At 36.7% G+C, this 15770-nt stretch carries 11 protein-coding genes; 1 reads left to right on the plus strand and 10 read right to left on the minus strand.

The annotated features are described in order from the left end of the window. Positions 1–37: 37 nt before the first annotated feature. From fusA to rpsL, 3 genes are all read right to left on the minus strand, one after another. On the minus strand, positions 38–2140 hold the full coding sequence (fusA, locus tag H3T83_RS09055) for an elongation factor G (RefSeq protein ID WP_065614139.1): 2103 nt from the start codon (positions 2138–2140) through the stop codon (positions 38–40). A gap of 106 nt (positions 2141–2246) precedes the next feature. Next, positions 2247–2717 carry a 30S ribosomal protein S7 gene (gene rpsG / locus H3T83_RS09060; RefSeq protein WP_065578189.1) on the minus strand — a complete coding sequence of 157 codons (471 nt, stop codon included), beginning with the start codon at positions 2715–2717 and terminating at the stop codon, positions 2247–2249. Between the two features lie 100 nt (positions 2718–2817). Then, complete coding sequence (gene rpsL / locus H3T83_RS09065; RefSeq protein ID WP_034883792.1) at positions 2818–3192, minus strand: 30S ribosomal protein S12; 375 nt, start codon at positions 3190–3192, stop codon at positions 2818–2820. A gap of 289 nt (positions 3193–3481) precedes the next feature. Between rpsL and H3T83_RS09070 the strand changes: the two genes are divergently transcribed. Further along, the gene (locus H3T83_RS09070; protein WP_198215582.1) at positions 3482–4672 is read left to right on the plus strand and encodes a DNA-binding transcriptional regulator; all 1191 of its coding nucleotides are present in this window, start codon (positions 3482–3484) and stop codon (positions 4670–4672) included. An 85-nt stretch (positions 4673–4757) separates the two neighbouring features. Here H3T83_RS09070 and xylB read toward each other — a convergent pair whose 3' ends face one another. From xylB to parC, 7 genes are all read right to left on the minus strand, one after another. Continuing rightward, positions 4758–6215 carry a xylulokinase gene (gene xylB, locus H3T83_RS09075; protein ID WP_198215583.1) on the minus strand — a complete coding sequence of 486 codons (1458 nt, stop codon included), beginning with the start codon at positions 6213–6215 and terminating at the stop codon, positions 4758–4760. A gap of 71 nt (positions 6216–6286) precedes the next feature. Beyond that, a complete protein-coding gene (gene xylA, locus H3T83_RS09080; protein WP_065578186.1) occupies positions 6287–7606 on the minus strand; it encodes a xylose isomerase in 1320 nt (439 codons plus the stop codon). A gap of 299 nt (positions 7607–7905) precedes the next feature. After that, entirely contained in the window at positions 7906–9216 is a 1311-nt protein-coding gene (locus H3T83_RS09085) for an NCS2 family permease (protein WP_065578185.1), read from the minus strand. 290 nt (positions 9217–9506) lie between these two features. Beyond that, on the minus strand, positions 9507–11081 hold the full coding sequence (locus tag H3T83_RS09090; protein ID WP_198215584.1) for a TerC family protein: 1575 nt from the start codon (positions 11079–11081) through the stop codon (positions 9507–9509). 143 nt (positions 11082–11224) lie between these two features. After that, a complete protein-coding gene (locus H3T83_RS09095) occupies positions 11225–12670 on the minus strand; it encodes a TrkH family potassium uptake protein (protein WP_198215600.1) in 1446 nt (481 codons plus the stop codon). Between the two features lie 15 nt (positions 12671–12685). Then, positions 12686–13531, minus strand: a complete 846-nt coding sequence (gene djlA, locus H3T83_RS09100; protein ID WP_198215585.1) for a co-chaperone DjlA — start codon at positions 13529–13531, stop codon at positions 12686–12688. Between the two features lies 1 nt (position 13532). Beyond that, positions 13533–15761, minus strand: a complete 2229-nt coding sequence (parC, locus tag H3T83_RS09105) for a DNA topoisomerase IV subunit A (RefSeq protein ID WP_198215586.1) — start codon at positions 15759–15761, stop codon at positions 13533–13535. Between the last annotated feature and the right edge of the window lie 9 nt (positions 15762–15770).

Raw genomic sequence — 15770 nt, forward strand, 5'->3', positions numbered from 1 at the left:
CTAACAATAGGGAAGTGTTACTTATTTATATAAATAATTATTTCGCTTTACGAGCTTCAATAATTGCAGTTGCAATATTGGTTGGCGCTTCATTGTACTTCAAGAACTCCATTGAGTAAGAAGCACGACCTTGGGTTTGTGAACGAAGGTCTGTAGCATAACCAAACATTTCTGAAAGTGGAACTTGTGCTTTAACTGTTTTACCAGTTGCAGTATCTTCCATTCCTTCGATCATACCACGACGACGGTTTAAGTCACCGATAACGTCACCCATATAATCTTCAGGGGTTTCAACTTCTACTTTCATGATAGGTTCTAAAAGCACAGGTTTAGCTTTCATGAAGCCATCTTTAAATGCCATTGAACCGGCAATTTTAAATGCCATTTCTGATGAGTCGACATCATGGTAAGAACCATCATAGATAGTGACTTCAACATCAACAATTGGGTAGCCAGCAAGAACACCGTTTTTCATTTGTTCCTGACAACCTTTATCAACTGCTGGGATGTATTCTTTAGGAACCACACCACCAACAATTTCATTGTTGAATTTGTAGCCTTCGCCACCTGCTTCTAATGGTTTAATTCTTAACCATACATGACCATATTGACCACGACCACCAGACTGACGAACAAATTTACCTTCTTGTTCAACTTCATTACGAATGGTTTCACGGTAAGCAACTTGTGGTTTACCAACATTTGCTTCCACTTTAAATTCACGTTTCATACGGTCAACGATGATTTCTAAGTGAAGTTCACCCATACCAGAAATAATTGTTTGACCTGATTCTTCATCGGTGTGAACACGGAATGAAGGATCTTCTTGTGCTAGTCGACCTAAAGCAAGCCCCATTTTTTCTTGGTCAGCTTTAGTTTTTGGTTCAACAGCAACAGAAATTACCGGCTCAGGGAACTCCATTCTTTCTAGAATGATTGGTGCGCTCTCAGCACATAATGTATCACCAGTTGTTACCTCTTTAAGACCGATAGCTGCTGCAATGTCACCTGCGCGAACTTCTTTAATTTCTTCACGTTTGTTAGCGTGCATCTGAACGATACGACCAAAACGTTCTTTTTTATCTTTAACAGAGTTAAGAACGGTATCACCAGAATTTACTACACCAGAGTAAACACGGAAGAATGTTAAGTTACCAACAAATGGGTCAGTTGCGATTTTAAATGCTAATGATGAGAATGGTTCATCATCACTTGAATGACGCTCTGCTGCTTCACCATTTGGTAATTCACCTTTGATTGCTGGAACATCTGTAGGTGCTGGTAAATATTCAATTACCGCATCAAGCATGAATTGAACACCTTTGTTTTTAAAGGCACTACCACAAGTTACTAAGATGATTTCGTTAGCAAGTACACGTTCACGTAATGCTAATTTAACTTCTTCTTCAGTTAACTCTTCACCACCAAGGTATTTTTCCATTAACTCTTCATTTGCTTCAGCTGCTGCTTCCATTAAGTTTGCACGCCATTCTTCGACTTGCTCAACCATATCTGCAGGAACATCTTCATAAGTGAAGCTTACACCTTGATCAGCATCATTCCAGTTAATTGCTTTACGTTTTAGTAAATCAACTACACCAGTAAAGCCTTCTTCAGCGCCGATAGGTAATACTAATGGAACTGGTACAGCTGCTAAACGAGTTTTGATTTGATCAACAACACGTAAGAAGTTAGCACCCATACGGTCCATTTTGTTTACGAAAGCGATACGTGGAACTTTATATTTGTTTGCTTGACGCCATACTGTTTCTGATTGAGGTTGAACACCACCAACCGCACAGTAAACCATTACCGCACCATCTAAAACACGCATAGAACGTTCAACTTCGATTGTGAAGTCAACGTGTCCCGGGGTGTCGATGATATTGATTCGGTGTGGTTCAAATTGCTGACCCATACCAGACCAGAATGCAGTAGTTGCCGCAGAAGTGATAGTGATACCACGTTCTTGTTCTTGTTCCATCCAGTCCATGGTAGCTGCGCCATCATGAACCTCACCAATTTTGTGACTTACGCCAGTGTAAAACAAAATACGTTCAGTTGTCGTAGTTTTACCTGCGTCAATGTGTGCACTGATACCGATATTACGGTAGCGTGCTATAGGGGTTGTACGAGCCATATTAATCCTCTATTTAGAATCGTTTGCTTATAAAATATCTTTTTGGGGACTGATAATAAATATTAATTATCAGTCTAATTTCAAGCGTCTTATATAAGCGCTTAAATTACCAACGATAGTGTGCAAACGCTCTATTAGCTTCAGCCATACGATGAACATCTTCGCGTTTTTTCACAGCGGTACCTTTGTTTTCAAAAGCATCCATAAGTTCATTCGCTAGGCGTAATGCCATTGATTTATCGCCACGTTTACGTGCAGCATCTACAATCCAACGCATTGCAAGTGCGTTACGACGAACAGGACGCACTTCAACAGGAACTTGGTATGTAGAACCACCAACGCGACGAGACTTAACTTCTACAGTTGGTCTTACGTTATCTAATGCAACTTCGAAAGCTGCTAAGTGGTCTTTTCCACTACGCTCAGCTAATTTATCAAGAGCTGAATATACGATTGATTCTGCGACAGATTTTTTACCATCTATCATTAAAATATTTACAAATTTCGCCAGCAAATCTGAACCGAATTTCGGATCAGGTAAAATTTTTCTTTGACCGACAACATGACGACGTGGCATTGGAATACTCCGTTTATATGTTACAAATTTTCAGGTTTACCCAAAACTCAAATGAGTTATATGGAATTTATATAGTTTGGCCTTACTTAACGGAGTTCCATTAAGCTTTAGGTCGTTTCACACCGTATTTAGAACGGCTTTGTTTGCGATCTTTAACACCTGCGCAGTCTAATGCACCACGAACAGTGTGATAACGAACACCAGGTAAATCTTTAACACGACCACCGCGGATTAAAATCACGCTATGTTCTTGTAAGTTATGACCTTCACCACCGATGTAAGAAGTTACTTCAAAACCGTTGGTTAAACGTACACGGCATACTTTACGTAATGCTGAGTTTGGTTTTTTAGGTGTAGTGGTGTAAACACGTGTACATACACCTCGTTTTTGCGGGCATGCTTCAAGTGCAGGAACGTTACTTTTCGCTTCCTTTAGTGCTCTTGGTTTGCGTACCAGCTGATTAATTGTTGCCATTAATAAGCTCCTGATTAATTAAAATAAATTTAAAAATTGCTTTTTAGATACGTAATTAATAACTGTAGCCCAAAGCCTATTTATATAAGTTTTGGGTCGCAAGATTCTAGACCTCAATAGCTATAATGTCAAGTATTAGCACAGGTTCTTTATGTTATTTATCAATAATTTTTATGCATGAATAAATGCGAAATAAAAATACATTTTTTTTATTTTATTGGTGCTTTTTATCGCACTAGTTTATCCTAATAGATGGGATATAAATTAATACCAATATATAAATGTGACAATGAAAGATACACAGGTTGAAAGTTACAAAGTTGTTTTGCTATTTAATGCAAACAATATTTATGATCGACAAATCCTTAAAGGAATAGGTGATTTTCTAAAAGCGAATAATATTCACTGGAATATCTACATTTCCGAAACCATGCGTTATGACACCAATACTGCTTTCCATTTTGATTGCGATGGTATTATTGCTAATTTTGATGATCCAGATATTCAAGATCTACTAACTAATGTTGATATTCCAATAATTGGCGTAGGTAGTTCACATCATGATAATTCAAGTTATCCAAAAGTTCCTTATGTTGCTGCGGATAATTTTGCGATTATTGAGAGTGCTTTTAATCACTTATGTTCTAAAGGCATTAATCAATTTGCCTTTTATGGTCTACCACCACATCGGTCTTGTCGTTGGGCGGCAGTAAGAGAACAGTTTTTTGCGCAAATTGTAAGTCAAAAGGGTTATGAAGGGTTTATTTATCAAGGAACAACTACATCTCTTGATAATTGGCAAGATAGTTTAGATAAACTCTCTAAATGGTTATTATCTCTGCCAGTTAATACCGGCATTATTGCCGTAAATGATGCTAGAGCCCATCATATTTTACAAGCTTGTGATAGAGTTGAAATAAAAATACCTGAAGAGCTATGCTTAATTGGTATAGATAATGAAGAAGTAATCAATGATCTATCGATGGTTTCCTTATCTACTGTAAAACAAGGAACCGAGGAGATGGGTTTTGAAGCAGCTAAATTATTGCAAAAAATATTTAATAAAGGAAAGGTCTCTACCTCGCCACGGTTAATTTCACCGAAAAAAGTTATTGAACGTCGTTCGACCGATTACCGTTCAATACAAGATCCTTATGTTATACAAGCTATTCATTATATCCGTGATTATGCTTGTAAAGGTATTAAAGTAGATCAAGTAACTTCGGAATTGCAAATATCTCGTTCTAATTTAGAACTTCGCTTTAAAACATCATTAGGCAAAACCATTCACACGGTCATTCATGAAGAGAAGTTTAATCGAGCCAAATATCTATTAATTGAATCCTCATTATCGATTCAAGCAATATCTGAGCAATGTGGCTATCCATCAGTGCAATATTTTTATTTTTTATTTAAAAAGTTATATGGCATGACTCCGAAGGATTTCAGAAGTAAATTTACCAATCTTAATTTACTATAATCAACTTAACATAAAGTTGAAAAATAGATTTATTAACTCGCTAAAAAGCAGAAGAGTGTTATAAAAGATCTTCTGCTTTTTAATATCAAGACATTAGCGGTTTTAATTGTTGATAAATGTTTCTAAACATAGCACGCTGTTGTTGGTAATATTCATGTTTTTCCCTATCTGGCTGGTGAGTTTGAATGGTTGATAATGGTGTTAACCATTGTCCTAAATCACTATCTGGGTTACAGGCTATTTGTGCCAGTTTAGCGGCGCCTAAAGCGGGACCAACTTCGCCACCCTCACAATAAACTATAGTATAACCAGAGATATCGCTAATTAATTGGCGCCAATATTTACTTCTAGCTCCGCCACCAATAACAATAATTTTATCAGGTGAAATGCCGGTTTGTTTTACCACATCTATACCATCTGCTAGGCCATAACTCACACCTAACAAGATTGCTTTAGCTAAATCGACTTTATTATGTTGATAGGTTAAGCCAAAAAATACACCTTTAGCTTCAGGGTTATTATGTGGTGTTCTTTCACCTGATAGATAAGGTAAAAAATAGACTGGTGGTTTATCGTCAGATGGTTGTTCTGCTATCAAGCTAAATAATGTAGCAACATCTTTAATGTCTAACAATTGGCATCCCCAATCAAGACATGAAGCACAACTTAACATAACCGACATAAGATGCCAGCGATTAGGTAATGCATGGCAAAAGCTATGAATTGCCTGTTCAGGCTGGCTGATAAACCGATCAGTAACGGCGAAATAAACCCCTGAAGTACCAAGTGAAAGCATTGCTTGTCCTGGTTGATAAAGACCAACACCGATAGCACCGGCAGCATTATCGCCACCACCGGCAATAACCGGAATTGAATTTATATTCCAACGTTTAGCAATATCATCAGTAATATAACCAGTTATTTGATTGCCTTCAAATAAGGTTGGCATATGTCGTCGATTTAAACCGCAAGCATTTAATAATTGATCGTTCCAATCTCGTTTTTCAACATCTAACCACATGGTGCCAGCAGAATCAGACATATCTGATGCATATTCGCCTGTAATTTTAAAGCGTAAATAATCCTTTGGTAAAAGTACTTTATCTATTTTGGCAAATATTTCTGGCTCGTGTTTTTGCACCCATTTTATTTTGGGTGCAGTAAAACCTGCCATCATCAAATTGCCAGTAATTTTTCTAGAATTTGGCACTAATTGTTCTAATTCATGACATTCAATATCACAACGACCATCATTCCATAAAATTGCTGGCCTTAATACTTGAGATGAACTATCTAATAGTACTGCTCCATGCATTTGTCCACTTAAGCCAATTGCTTTGACTAGTGTTAAGTCATGTTGATGGCTAAGTTCTTGTAGTGCTGAATCTGTTGCTTGCCACCACTGCTGGGGATCTTGTTCTGACCATAATGGGTGGGGACGGGATACGGTGAGTGACTTTGTATTTGACGCCACAATGCGTTGTTTTTCATCCATTAAAATTACTTTGACACCAGAGGTGCCTAAATCAATACCAATATACATATCTGCCTCCATTATGCAGCTATCAGAACTATAAATATAATAGTTCTGATAGGTAAATACACAATGATTTTTTAGCCAAAAATAGATTTATTAACAATATTTTCTAATTGTTCTTGTGCTCCGCTACGTGCTTTAGGTTGCAGATTATTTGCAAGACTATATTGTGCAATTTCTTGTAGCGACATATTCCCTTGTAAGATATCTTTACCTAAATTTTTGTCCCAATCGGCATAACGCTCAGCCACTTTTTGATTTAATAGTTTATCTTCAATCATTTTCGCTGCACATTTTAATGATAATGCCATCGTATCGATAGCACCAATATGGCCATGAAATACATCATATTTATCAATGCTTTGTCGTCTTATTTTGGCATCAAAGTTAAGTCCACCAGTGGTAAATCCGCCACTTTTTAATATTTCATACATAACTAGGGTGTTTTCCTCGACACTATTCGGAAATTGATCTGTATCCCATCCCAATTGTGGATCACCTCGATTAGCATCAAGTGAACCAAATATATCTAAGGCAATAGCTGAAGCTACCTCATGTTGAAATGAATGGCCGGCAAGTGTTGCATGATTTGCTTCAATATTGACCTTGATTTCTTTTTCTAAGCCGAATTGTTTTAAAAAGCCATAAATGGTTGCAACATCATAATCATATTGATGTTTGGTTGGCTCTTGTGGTTTTGGTTCAATCAATAATGCGCCATTGAAACCAATCTTGTGTTTGTTTTCGACAACTAGTTGCATAAATTTACCAAGTTGTTCACGTTCTTGGCGTAAGTTAGTATTTAACAGCGTTTCATAACCTTCCCGACCACCCCATAATACATAATTTTGACCACCTAACTTATGAGTAGCATTCATTGCATGGACAACTTGAGTGGCCGCACAGGCAAAAACTTCTGGATCAGGATTGGTTGCCGCACCAGCGGCATATCTTGGATTTGTGAAACAGTTAGCGGTTCCCCATAATAAATTAACACCGGTTTCTTGTTGTTTTTGTAACAAGATATCCGTCATCATGGATAAATTAGAGATGTATTCTTGAATTGAATTACCTTCTGGGGCAACATCGACATCATGAAATGCATAAAAAGGAACATTCATTTTATAAAAAAATTCAAAAGCAATATCTGCTTTTGCTTTGGCATTAGCTAGTGGATCAGCCCCTTTTTGCCACGGATAATTAAATGAATTTGCACCAAACATGTCGGTGCCAGCCCAACAAAAAGTGTGCCAATAACAGATAGAAAAGCGTAAGTGTTCAGCCATTGTTTTTCCCAAAATTATCTGCTCTGGATTGTAATGCCTGAACGCAAAAGGATTATTAGTTTGTGTTCCTTCGTATTTAACTCTTTCTATTTTTTCATAATATTGACTCATAATGTACCTCTAAATACCATTAATTAACTTAAAATCTATATTTTGGTTACTAAGTTTTCTAGATAACTAAACGTTGCTAAATCAGGTAATCAATATGCATGAGTTTTAACAACAACAACAATTACTAAATTTTGTAGCGATTTTATGTTTTTTGTTTTTTGTGACGCAGATCAAATTCTATAAAGGGCTAAAAGAAGGTGAAATGATTGTTGTAGTCTGTTTGAAATTTCAGATGAAATAATTGTATGGGGGGAAGAAGCTATTTCTACCATGTTAATGGTAGAAATAGTTTGATGAAATTAATGATGATCAATAAAGATGAATTTTAAAGCAAACAGTAGTGCAAAAACTATCACACAAAGATTTAATTCTTTAAATTTACCAGTAAATGTTTTCAATATCACATAAGAGATAAAGCCAAGTGCGACCCCTTCAGTAATAGCAAAAGCAAATGGCATCATTAATGCGGTAATAAATGCTGGTGTTGCATCAGTTAAATCAGACCAGTTAACTTTCATTAAACTTGATACCATTAAGATACCAACAAAAATTAGTGCACCTGATGTGGCATAAGGTGGTACTAAATGTGCTAAAGGTGATAAGAAAGTCATCATTAAAAATAATAAGCCAACCACCACTGCAGTTAAGCCAGTACGTCCACCAACTGAAATGCCTGCGGAACTTTCAATATAAGTTAATACAGATGAAGTACCAAATAACCCACCAAGTGAAGAACTGAAACTATCAATTAATAAAGCTTGACGCATTTTAGGAAAACGACCTTTTTCGTCAGAAAGTCCTGCTTTATCGGTTAAAGCTAAAATAGTACCCGATGAATCAAACAAGCTAACAATCATTACTGAAAAGATTACCCCGAGGATACCAATATTCAGTGAACCAGCAAGGTCAACATGGCCAACAACGCTGCCAACACTCGGTGGAACTGCTGCAATTCCTTGATAACTAATATTTGGATCAAGCCATAGCGCTAGTAGGGTCACGACAAGAATAGAAACTAACACGGCAGCATGAAAATTGCGGGTAGCAAGGATAACGATAATAAAAAATCCAAGCGAACCTAATAAGACTTTAAGTGACAAAATATTGCCTAAGGTTAGTAATGTAGCTGGCGATGCGACCACAATACCCATATTTTGGAATCCCATAAAAGCAATAAATAAGCCAATACCAGCACTAATACCGGCGCGTAAACACTGTGGAATATGTTCGATTAACCAATGGCGGACTTTAAATAGTGATAATGCAAAAAAGACCAATGAGCCCCAAAATATCGCTCCCATCCCAACTTGCCAAGAATAGCCCATTGCACCGCATATTCCATAAGCAAAAAAGACATTTAGCCCCATGGCAGGTGCTAAAGCAATCGGTAGATTGGCAAATAATCCCATCATAATTGTCGCAAAAGCGGTGACAACACAAGTTAGGACAAACACTGCTGATTTATCCATTCCTGTTGCAGATAAGATTGAAGGATTAACAAAGATAATATAAACCATGGTTAAAAAAGTGGTGCAACCGGCGATAAGCTCGGTACCAGGGGTGGTTTTTTTCTCTTTTAATTGAAAGATTTTTTCGAATAGTGAATTCATAAATTAAAGCCCAATTTAGGTTGATAGTGATCCATTTTGATATAATTTTATATCTTTATTTTTACCGAAGTGAATTTACGGTAAAAATAAAAAAGATATAAAGTGATTACTTCATATCTTTAAAAAACGTAAAAACACTGCGCTATTATTGCCAGTAATTTATTTTGGTCAAGCGTTATTCTAAATAACAAATAGCATTTTATTCGTGATCAATCATGCTTATAACTTAGCGTTAACATAATTTTCAGCCATTTAATGGCACACTGGATAACATGCTGATTATCAATAGATTAGTTAACCAAAACATCTAATTTATTTTTAGTAATTTTTACTTTTAAAATCCGATGACTTTCAATCTCGGCGACTTCAAATAGATAGTCACCAATCTGTATGGTTTCACCAACATTGAGTAGATGTTGGGCTTTTTCCATCAATAATCCCGCAAGGGTATGATATTCTCGTTTATCATCAATCGGAATCGGTACAAATCTTACTAATTCTTCTACTGGGATATAGCCATTTGCAATCCAACTATCATCATCTAAACATTGGATGTCATGTTTAGCATCGATCTCTTCTTCTTCAGTTGGAAAGTCACCGGCAATGGTTTCAATAACATCGGTCACTGACACCACACCTTGCATTGATCCAAATTCATCAACCACAAAAGCAAAGTGAGTTTTGGCTTTTTTGAATTGTTCCAGCGCTACAAGTAAAGATACTGTTTCAGGAAAAATTAATGGTTGTTTGATTAATGAATTAATATCAAAGGGTTGTTTATTTTGTAAAATATCTTTTAACAGATCATTAACTTGAATGATACCTAATGGTTCATCAATTGAAGCATTATCAGTCACTACTAAACGTGAATGAGGATTGTCAAAAATTTCTTTTAATATTACTTCTCGATCATCATTGATATTGACCATATCAACATCTAATCGAGATGTCATGATACTGCTTACTGAACGTTGAGCTAAACCTAATACTCGTTCAACCATGTTTAATTCTTGATGATTAAATACTGAGGTTTTTTTATTATTATCAGATACCACATCAATGGTATGGCTATCGGGATCTTCTTCAGCATCGCCTTTAAGTAAATGTAAAATAGCTTCGGCGGTACGTTCACGTAGAGGTTTTTTGTTTAATGCTTTTCGACGGTTAAATATGGCTAGTTGATTAAAGAATTCAATCATAATCGAGAAGCCGATAGCTGCATATAAATAGCCTTTTGGAATGACAAAACCGAAACCTTCGGCAACCAAACTAAAGCCAATCATCAATAAAAAGCTTAAACATAAAATAACAATCGTTGGATGGGAGTTAACAAAATAGGCTAATGGTTTACTTGCCACCATCATAATCGCAATGGCGATACAAACTGCGATAATCATAACGGGTATATGCTCAACCATTCCCACTGCAGTAATGACTGAATCAAGTGAGAATACGGCATCAAGTACCACGATTTGCGCAACAACAGTCCAAAAATGTGAGGTTTTTTTCGGTTTGCCATCTTCGTGTGATGCACCTTCTAAACGCTCATTGAGTTCCATTGTTGCTTTAAACAGCAAAAATATTCCGCCAAGCAACATAATTAATTGCCGAGCATTGAAATTAATACCTGATATAGAAAATAGTGGGGTGGTGAGAGTAACTAACCAGCCAGTAAACATTAATAACAATATTCGGGTTATTAATGCAAAAGCAAGGCCTGTAATGCGTGCTTTATCTCGTTGTTGAGGCGGAAGTTTCTCGGCAAGAATGGCAATAAAAACAATGTTATCAATGCCAAGGACGATTTCAAGTACAACTAGAGTGGATAAACCAATCCAGATTGTAGGATCCATGATCCATTCCATATGTCAGGTGATTACCTCTAATGATCACAGCACATGCTGCTTGGTAATTCTGTCTGTAATTAGCAAAATAATCAATAAAATATTTAAATTTTTGACTATTTTATCAAAAATTGTTAATTAAAAGCCTTTATTAGGCGTAAAAATTAACTTCGCCAGAATGTCGGCGTGAATAAAACTAATAAAGTAAATATTTCTAGTCGACCAAATAACATGTCAACGACCATGACCCATTTCACCATATCACTGACATGAGCAAAATTATCACTGACACTACCAAGGCCAACGCCTAAATTATTTAGCGATGAAGCAACGATATAAAATGAGTCAGTTGCATCAATTCCTGTTGCCATAATAATAAATAAACTCACTAAAAATACTAATGCATAGGCAGAAAAGAATCCCCATACCGCTTCAATGATACGTTCTGGTACTACACGATTATTGAGTTTTAAGGTATAAATTGCATTAGGGTGAATAAGTCGTTTTAACTCTCGTGAACCTTGCATAAATAGTAGCAGTACCCGAACAACTTTTAATCCCCCGCCAGTTGAACCCGCACAGCCACCAATAAACGAAGCACATAATAGAAAAATTGGTAATGAGGATGGCCAGGTATTAATATCATCAACGGTAAAGCCGACAGTTGCAGAAACCGATACCACTTGTAATACAATTTTATCAATACTTAGGTTTCGTTGTGGTTGATAAAAGTAGATAACAAAGGCACAGATAGCAATTAAAGTAAGAAGGATAAAGATAAACGTTCTAAACTCTTGATCGTGCCAATATACTTTGAGTGAAATGCCATTTAATGCGGCAAAATGTAGAGCAAAATTACATCCTGACAAAATGAGGAACAAGGTAACAATATAGTTAATTGTTGCACTATTAAAATAAGCTAAATTGTTATCATGGGTCGAAAAACCACCCATTGATATCGTTGAAAAGCTATGTGAAATAGCATCAAAGATATCCATTCCAGCACACCACAAACTTATTGCACATAAAGTAGTGAGTAAAATGTAAATCGACCAAAGGGTTTTTGCTGTTTCGGCAATACGTGGTCGCATTTTACTGTCTTTTTGTGGACCAGGAATTTCAGCTCGATAGAGCTGCATACCCCCGACCCCTAATAGTGGTAAAATTGCGACCGCAAGTACGATGATCCCCATACCACCTAACCATTGCAGCATTTGACGATAGAAAAGTAGCGCTTTGGGTAAATGATCCAAATTGACAATAGTGGTGGCCCCAGTGGTTGTTAATCCAGAAAAAGACTCAAAAAAAGCTGTGGTTAAATTAAGATTGATATGATTATCAAATAGGAACGGGAATGCGCCAATAGTGCCTAAAACGACCCAAAATAATACCACGATGAAAAAGCCTTCTCGAGTACTTAATTCATGGCGTTGATGACGATTAGGAAACCACAATAACACACCTAAAATTAATGCAGCAAAAAATGAACGAACAAAAATAGCACCTGCGCCGTCACGATATATTAACGCCACTAGTGCAGGTATTAACATAAATACTGACAATAGTGATATTAATAAACCGATAATTCTTATAATTGAGCGCCAATGCATCATATATAGTAATCTCTATTTAAAGCCACGTGATGATTTTATAAGATCGTAAGCAGCTTGAATTTCTTGTGCTCGCTTTTTGGCTGCTTCTAACATCTCTTTTGGTAAGCCTTTGGATACCAATTTGTCTGGATGATGTTCATTCATTAATTTACGGTAGGCTCTTTTAATTTCAGAAATTTCAGCAGATGAATTTATTCCTAATATTTTATAAGCATTTGCTAAATCTGATTGCCTAGTACTGCTTTGGTAACCACTATAATTATGATTTTGTTGATATTGATGTTGACTGTTTTGTTGATTGTACTGATATTCTTGACGGAAATGAAAGCTTCCCATCATCATTTGAATATATATTGCCATTTGTGGCCGTGGAATACGAAACTCATCGGCAACAATGAAAAGAATCTCCGACTCTTTGTCATCTAAATGACCATCAACTAAAGCAGCTTGAATTAATTGTTCGCAAAAGATATTTAAGACATTACGTCGATAACGATATTGGTGATATAACTCACTTAATCGTGATCGAAGTGGGTAATCACTTGCTTTACCACGATTGAATGATTCTTGGGCTAATTGACGACTTGTCGCATCAAGTTGGAGTCGATCCATAACTTGCCGAGCAAGATTAATATCATCGCGAGTAACCACTCCTTTAGCTTTACTTAAATGCCCTAATACTTCAAAAACAACCGTTAAGTATAAGTTTGGATTAGATTGTGTCCTTTTCTCAGTCAATTTATTGCCAAATGCTTGATATAGCATTGGGCCAATAAATAATCCGAGTATAAATCCCAACCCAGATTTTAATACTGAACTCAGTATTAAACCGGTAATAATGGACCAGATCAAATACATACTATTCGTTTACCTCAATTCGATCTATTTTTTGTAATCCACGTGGTAATGATGTACCTTTACGAGCACGCTCCGCTCTAAATTTTTGTAAATCAGCTGGATAAAGTGTAAGTTTGCGTTTACCAACATATAGAGTTATAGATGTTTCTGGTGTTATCAACATCATATAAGCTAGGCTATCATCGCTACCAGAGAGTGAAATAATTTTATTGCCTTTACCTTTAGATAATTCTGGTAAATCTTTTACTGGGAATATCAGCATTCTGCCAGCTTTAGTAATTGATAACAGCAAGCTTTCCTCTGATAAAATCTCTATTGGTGCTAATGCATCTGCATCTTTAGATAAATTAATCACTGCTTTACCATTACGGTTGCGTGCAATTAAATCATTAAATTGACAAATAAAACCGTATCCAGCACTCGATGCAAGTAAGAATTTTTGTTGTTCATTGCCTGACATCAATACATGTTCAACGGTTGCTCCAGCTGGTAATGCCAGTTTACCGGTAAGCGGTTCACCTTGTCCTCTAGCTGATGGTAATGTACTTGGCTCAATCGCGTAACTGCGACCTGTTGAGTCGATAAATACCACTGGTTGATTACTTTTACCTTTTGCTGCGGCTTTAAAACTATCACCTGCTTTATAACTTAATCCGACAGGATCGATATCATGGCCTTTAGCTGCTCTGACCCAACCCATTTCCGATAATACAATTGTAACTGGTTCAGAAGGGATTAACTCTTGTTCAGTAATTGCTTTGGCTTCACTGCGCTCGACAATTGGTGAACGACGTTCATCACCATATTTTTCAGCATCAGCTTGTAGCTCTTTTTTGATTAAATTACTTAACTTTCTTGGTGAAGCTAATAATGCTTGCAGTTGATCTCGCTCTTTAGCCAGTTCGGCTTGTTCACCTTTGATACGAATTTCTTCTAGTTTAGCTAAATGGCGGAGTTTTAATTCTAAGATAGCTTCAGCTTGTGTTTCGCTTAAGGCAAATCTCTGAATTAATTCTGCTTTTGGATCATCTTCATGACGAATGATTTCAATCACTTCATCAATATTTAGAAAGGCAATTAATAAACCATCTAAAATATGTAGTCTTTTTAGTATTTTATCTAAGCGATAATTTAAGCGACGGGTTACAGTAATGCGTCGATATTCTAACCATTCAGTTAGGATCTCAACCAATCCTTTAACAGATGGACGATTATCTAGTCCAATCATGTTCATATTAACACGATAACTTTTTTCTAGATCAGTAGTGGCAAATAGATGATTCATTACTTGCTCTAGATCTACACGATTAGAACGTGGCACAATAACCAGACGAGTCGGATTTTCGTGATCAGATTCGTCACGTAAGTCTTCAATTAACGGTAGTTTTTTAGCGCGCATTTGGCTAGCAATTTGCTCTAAAATTTTAGCACCAGAAACTTGATGTGGCAGATCAGTAATAACAATGTCGCCATCTTCTTTTTTCCAAACTGCTCGCATACGTATTGAGCCACGGCCAGTTTTATAAATTTTGGCGATATCTTCCGGAGAGGTGATAATCTCAGCTTCTGTTGGGAAGTCAGGGCCTTTTATGTGATCCATCACTTCGCTAAGTGTTGCTTTTGGATTATCAGCTAACATAATAGCTGCATTCGCCACTTCACGAATGTTATGTGGTGGAATATCGGTTGCCATACCTACCGCAATACCGGTAGTACCGTTTAATAAGATATTCGGCAATCGAGCTGGCAACATTTTTGGCTCTTGTAATGTACCATCAAAATTTGGCGTATAGTCGACAGTGCCTTGTCCTAACTCACCTAACAATAATTCGGCATATTTTGATAGACGTGATTCGGTATAACGCATTGCAGCAAATGATTTTGGATCATCGGGTGCCCCCCAGTTTCCTTGCCCATCAACTAATGGATATCGATAAGAAAACGGTTGCGCCATTAATACCATTGCTTCATAACAGGCACTATCACCATGAGGATGGTATTTACCTAAAACGTCACCAACAGTACGGGCTGATTTTTTAAATTTTGCTTGCGCATTTAGCCCTAATTCTGACATTGCATAAACAATGCGACGTTGTACTGGTTTTAAGCCATCGCCAATAAACGGCAATGCGCGATCCATAATGACATACATTGAGTAGTTTAAATAGGCGCTTTCGGTAAATGTTCGTAGCGACTGAACTTCTACTCCGTCATGAGTTATTTCACTCATTATTGTTCC

Source organism: Gilliamella sp. M0320, assembly GCF_016101635.1.
In the GTDB taxonomy this organism is placed as follows: Bacteria; Pseudomonadota; Gammaproteobacteria; order Enterobacterales; family Orbaceae; genus Gilliamella; species Gilliamella apis.

Excerpts from the sequence above, each read along its gene's own strand:
- fusA (WP_065614139.1), bottom strand. The coding sequence starts at position 2,140 with ATGGCTCGTACAACCCCTATAGCACGCTACCGTAATATCGGTATCAGT.
- rpsG (WP_065578189.1), bottom strand. The coding sequence starts at position 2,717 with ATGCCACGTCGTCATGTTGTCGGTCAAAGAAAAATTTTACCTGATCCG.
- rpsL (WP_034883792.1), bottom strand. The coding sequence starts at position 3,192 with ATGGCAACAATTAATCAGCTGGTACGCAAACCAAGAGCACTAAAGGAA.
- H3T83_RS09070 (WP_198215582.1), top strand. The coding sequence starts at position 3,482 with ATGAAAGATACACAGGTTGAAAGTTACAAAGTTGTTTTGCTATTTAAT.
- xylB (WP_198215583.1), bottom strand. The coding sequence starts at position 6,215 with ATGTATATTGGTATTGATTTAGGCACCTCTGGTGTCAAAGTAATTTTA.
- xylA (WP_065578186.1), bottom strand. The coding sequence starts at position 7,606 with ATGAGTCAATATTATGAAAAAATAGAAAGAGTTAAATACGAAGGAACA.
- H3T83_RS09085 (WP_065578185.1), bottom strand. The coding sequence starts at position 9,216 with ATGAATTCACTATTCGAAAAAATCTTTCAATTAAAAGAGAAAAAAACC.
- H3T83_RS09090 (WP_198215584.1), bottom strand. The coding sequence starts at position 11,081 with ATGGAATGGATCATGGATCCTACAATCTGGATTGGTTTATCCACTCTA.
- H3T83_RS09095 (WP_198215600.1), bottom strand. The coding sequence starts at position 12,670 with ATGCATTGGCGCTCAATTATAAGAATTATCGGTTTATTAATATCACTA.
- djlA (WP_198215585.1), bottom strand. The coding sequence starts at position 13,531 with ATGTATTTGATCTGGTCCATTATTACCGGTTTAATACTGAGTTCAGTA.
- parC (WP_198215586.1), bottom strand. The coding sequence starts at position 15,761 with ATGAGTGAAATAACTCATGACGGAGTAGAAGTTCAGTCGCTACGAACA.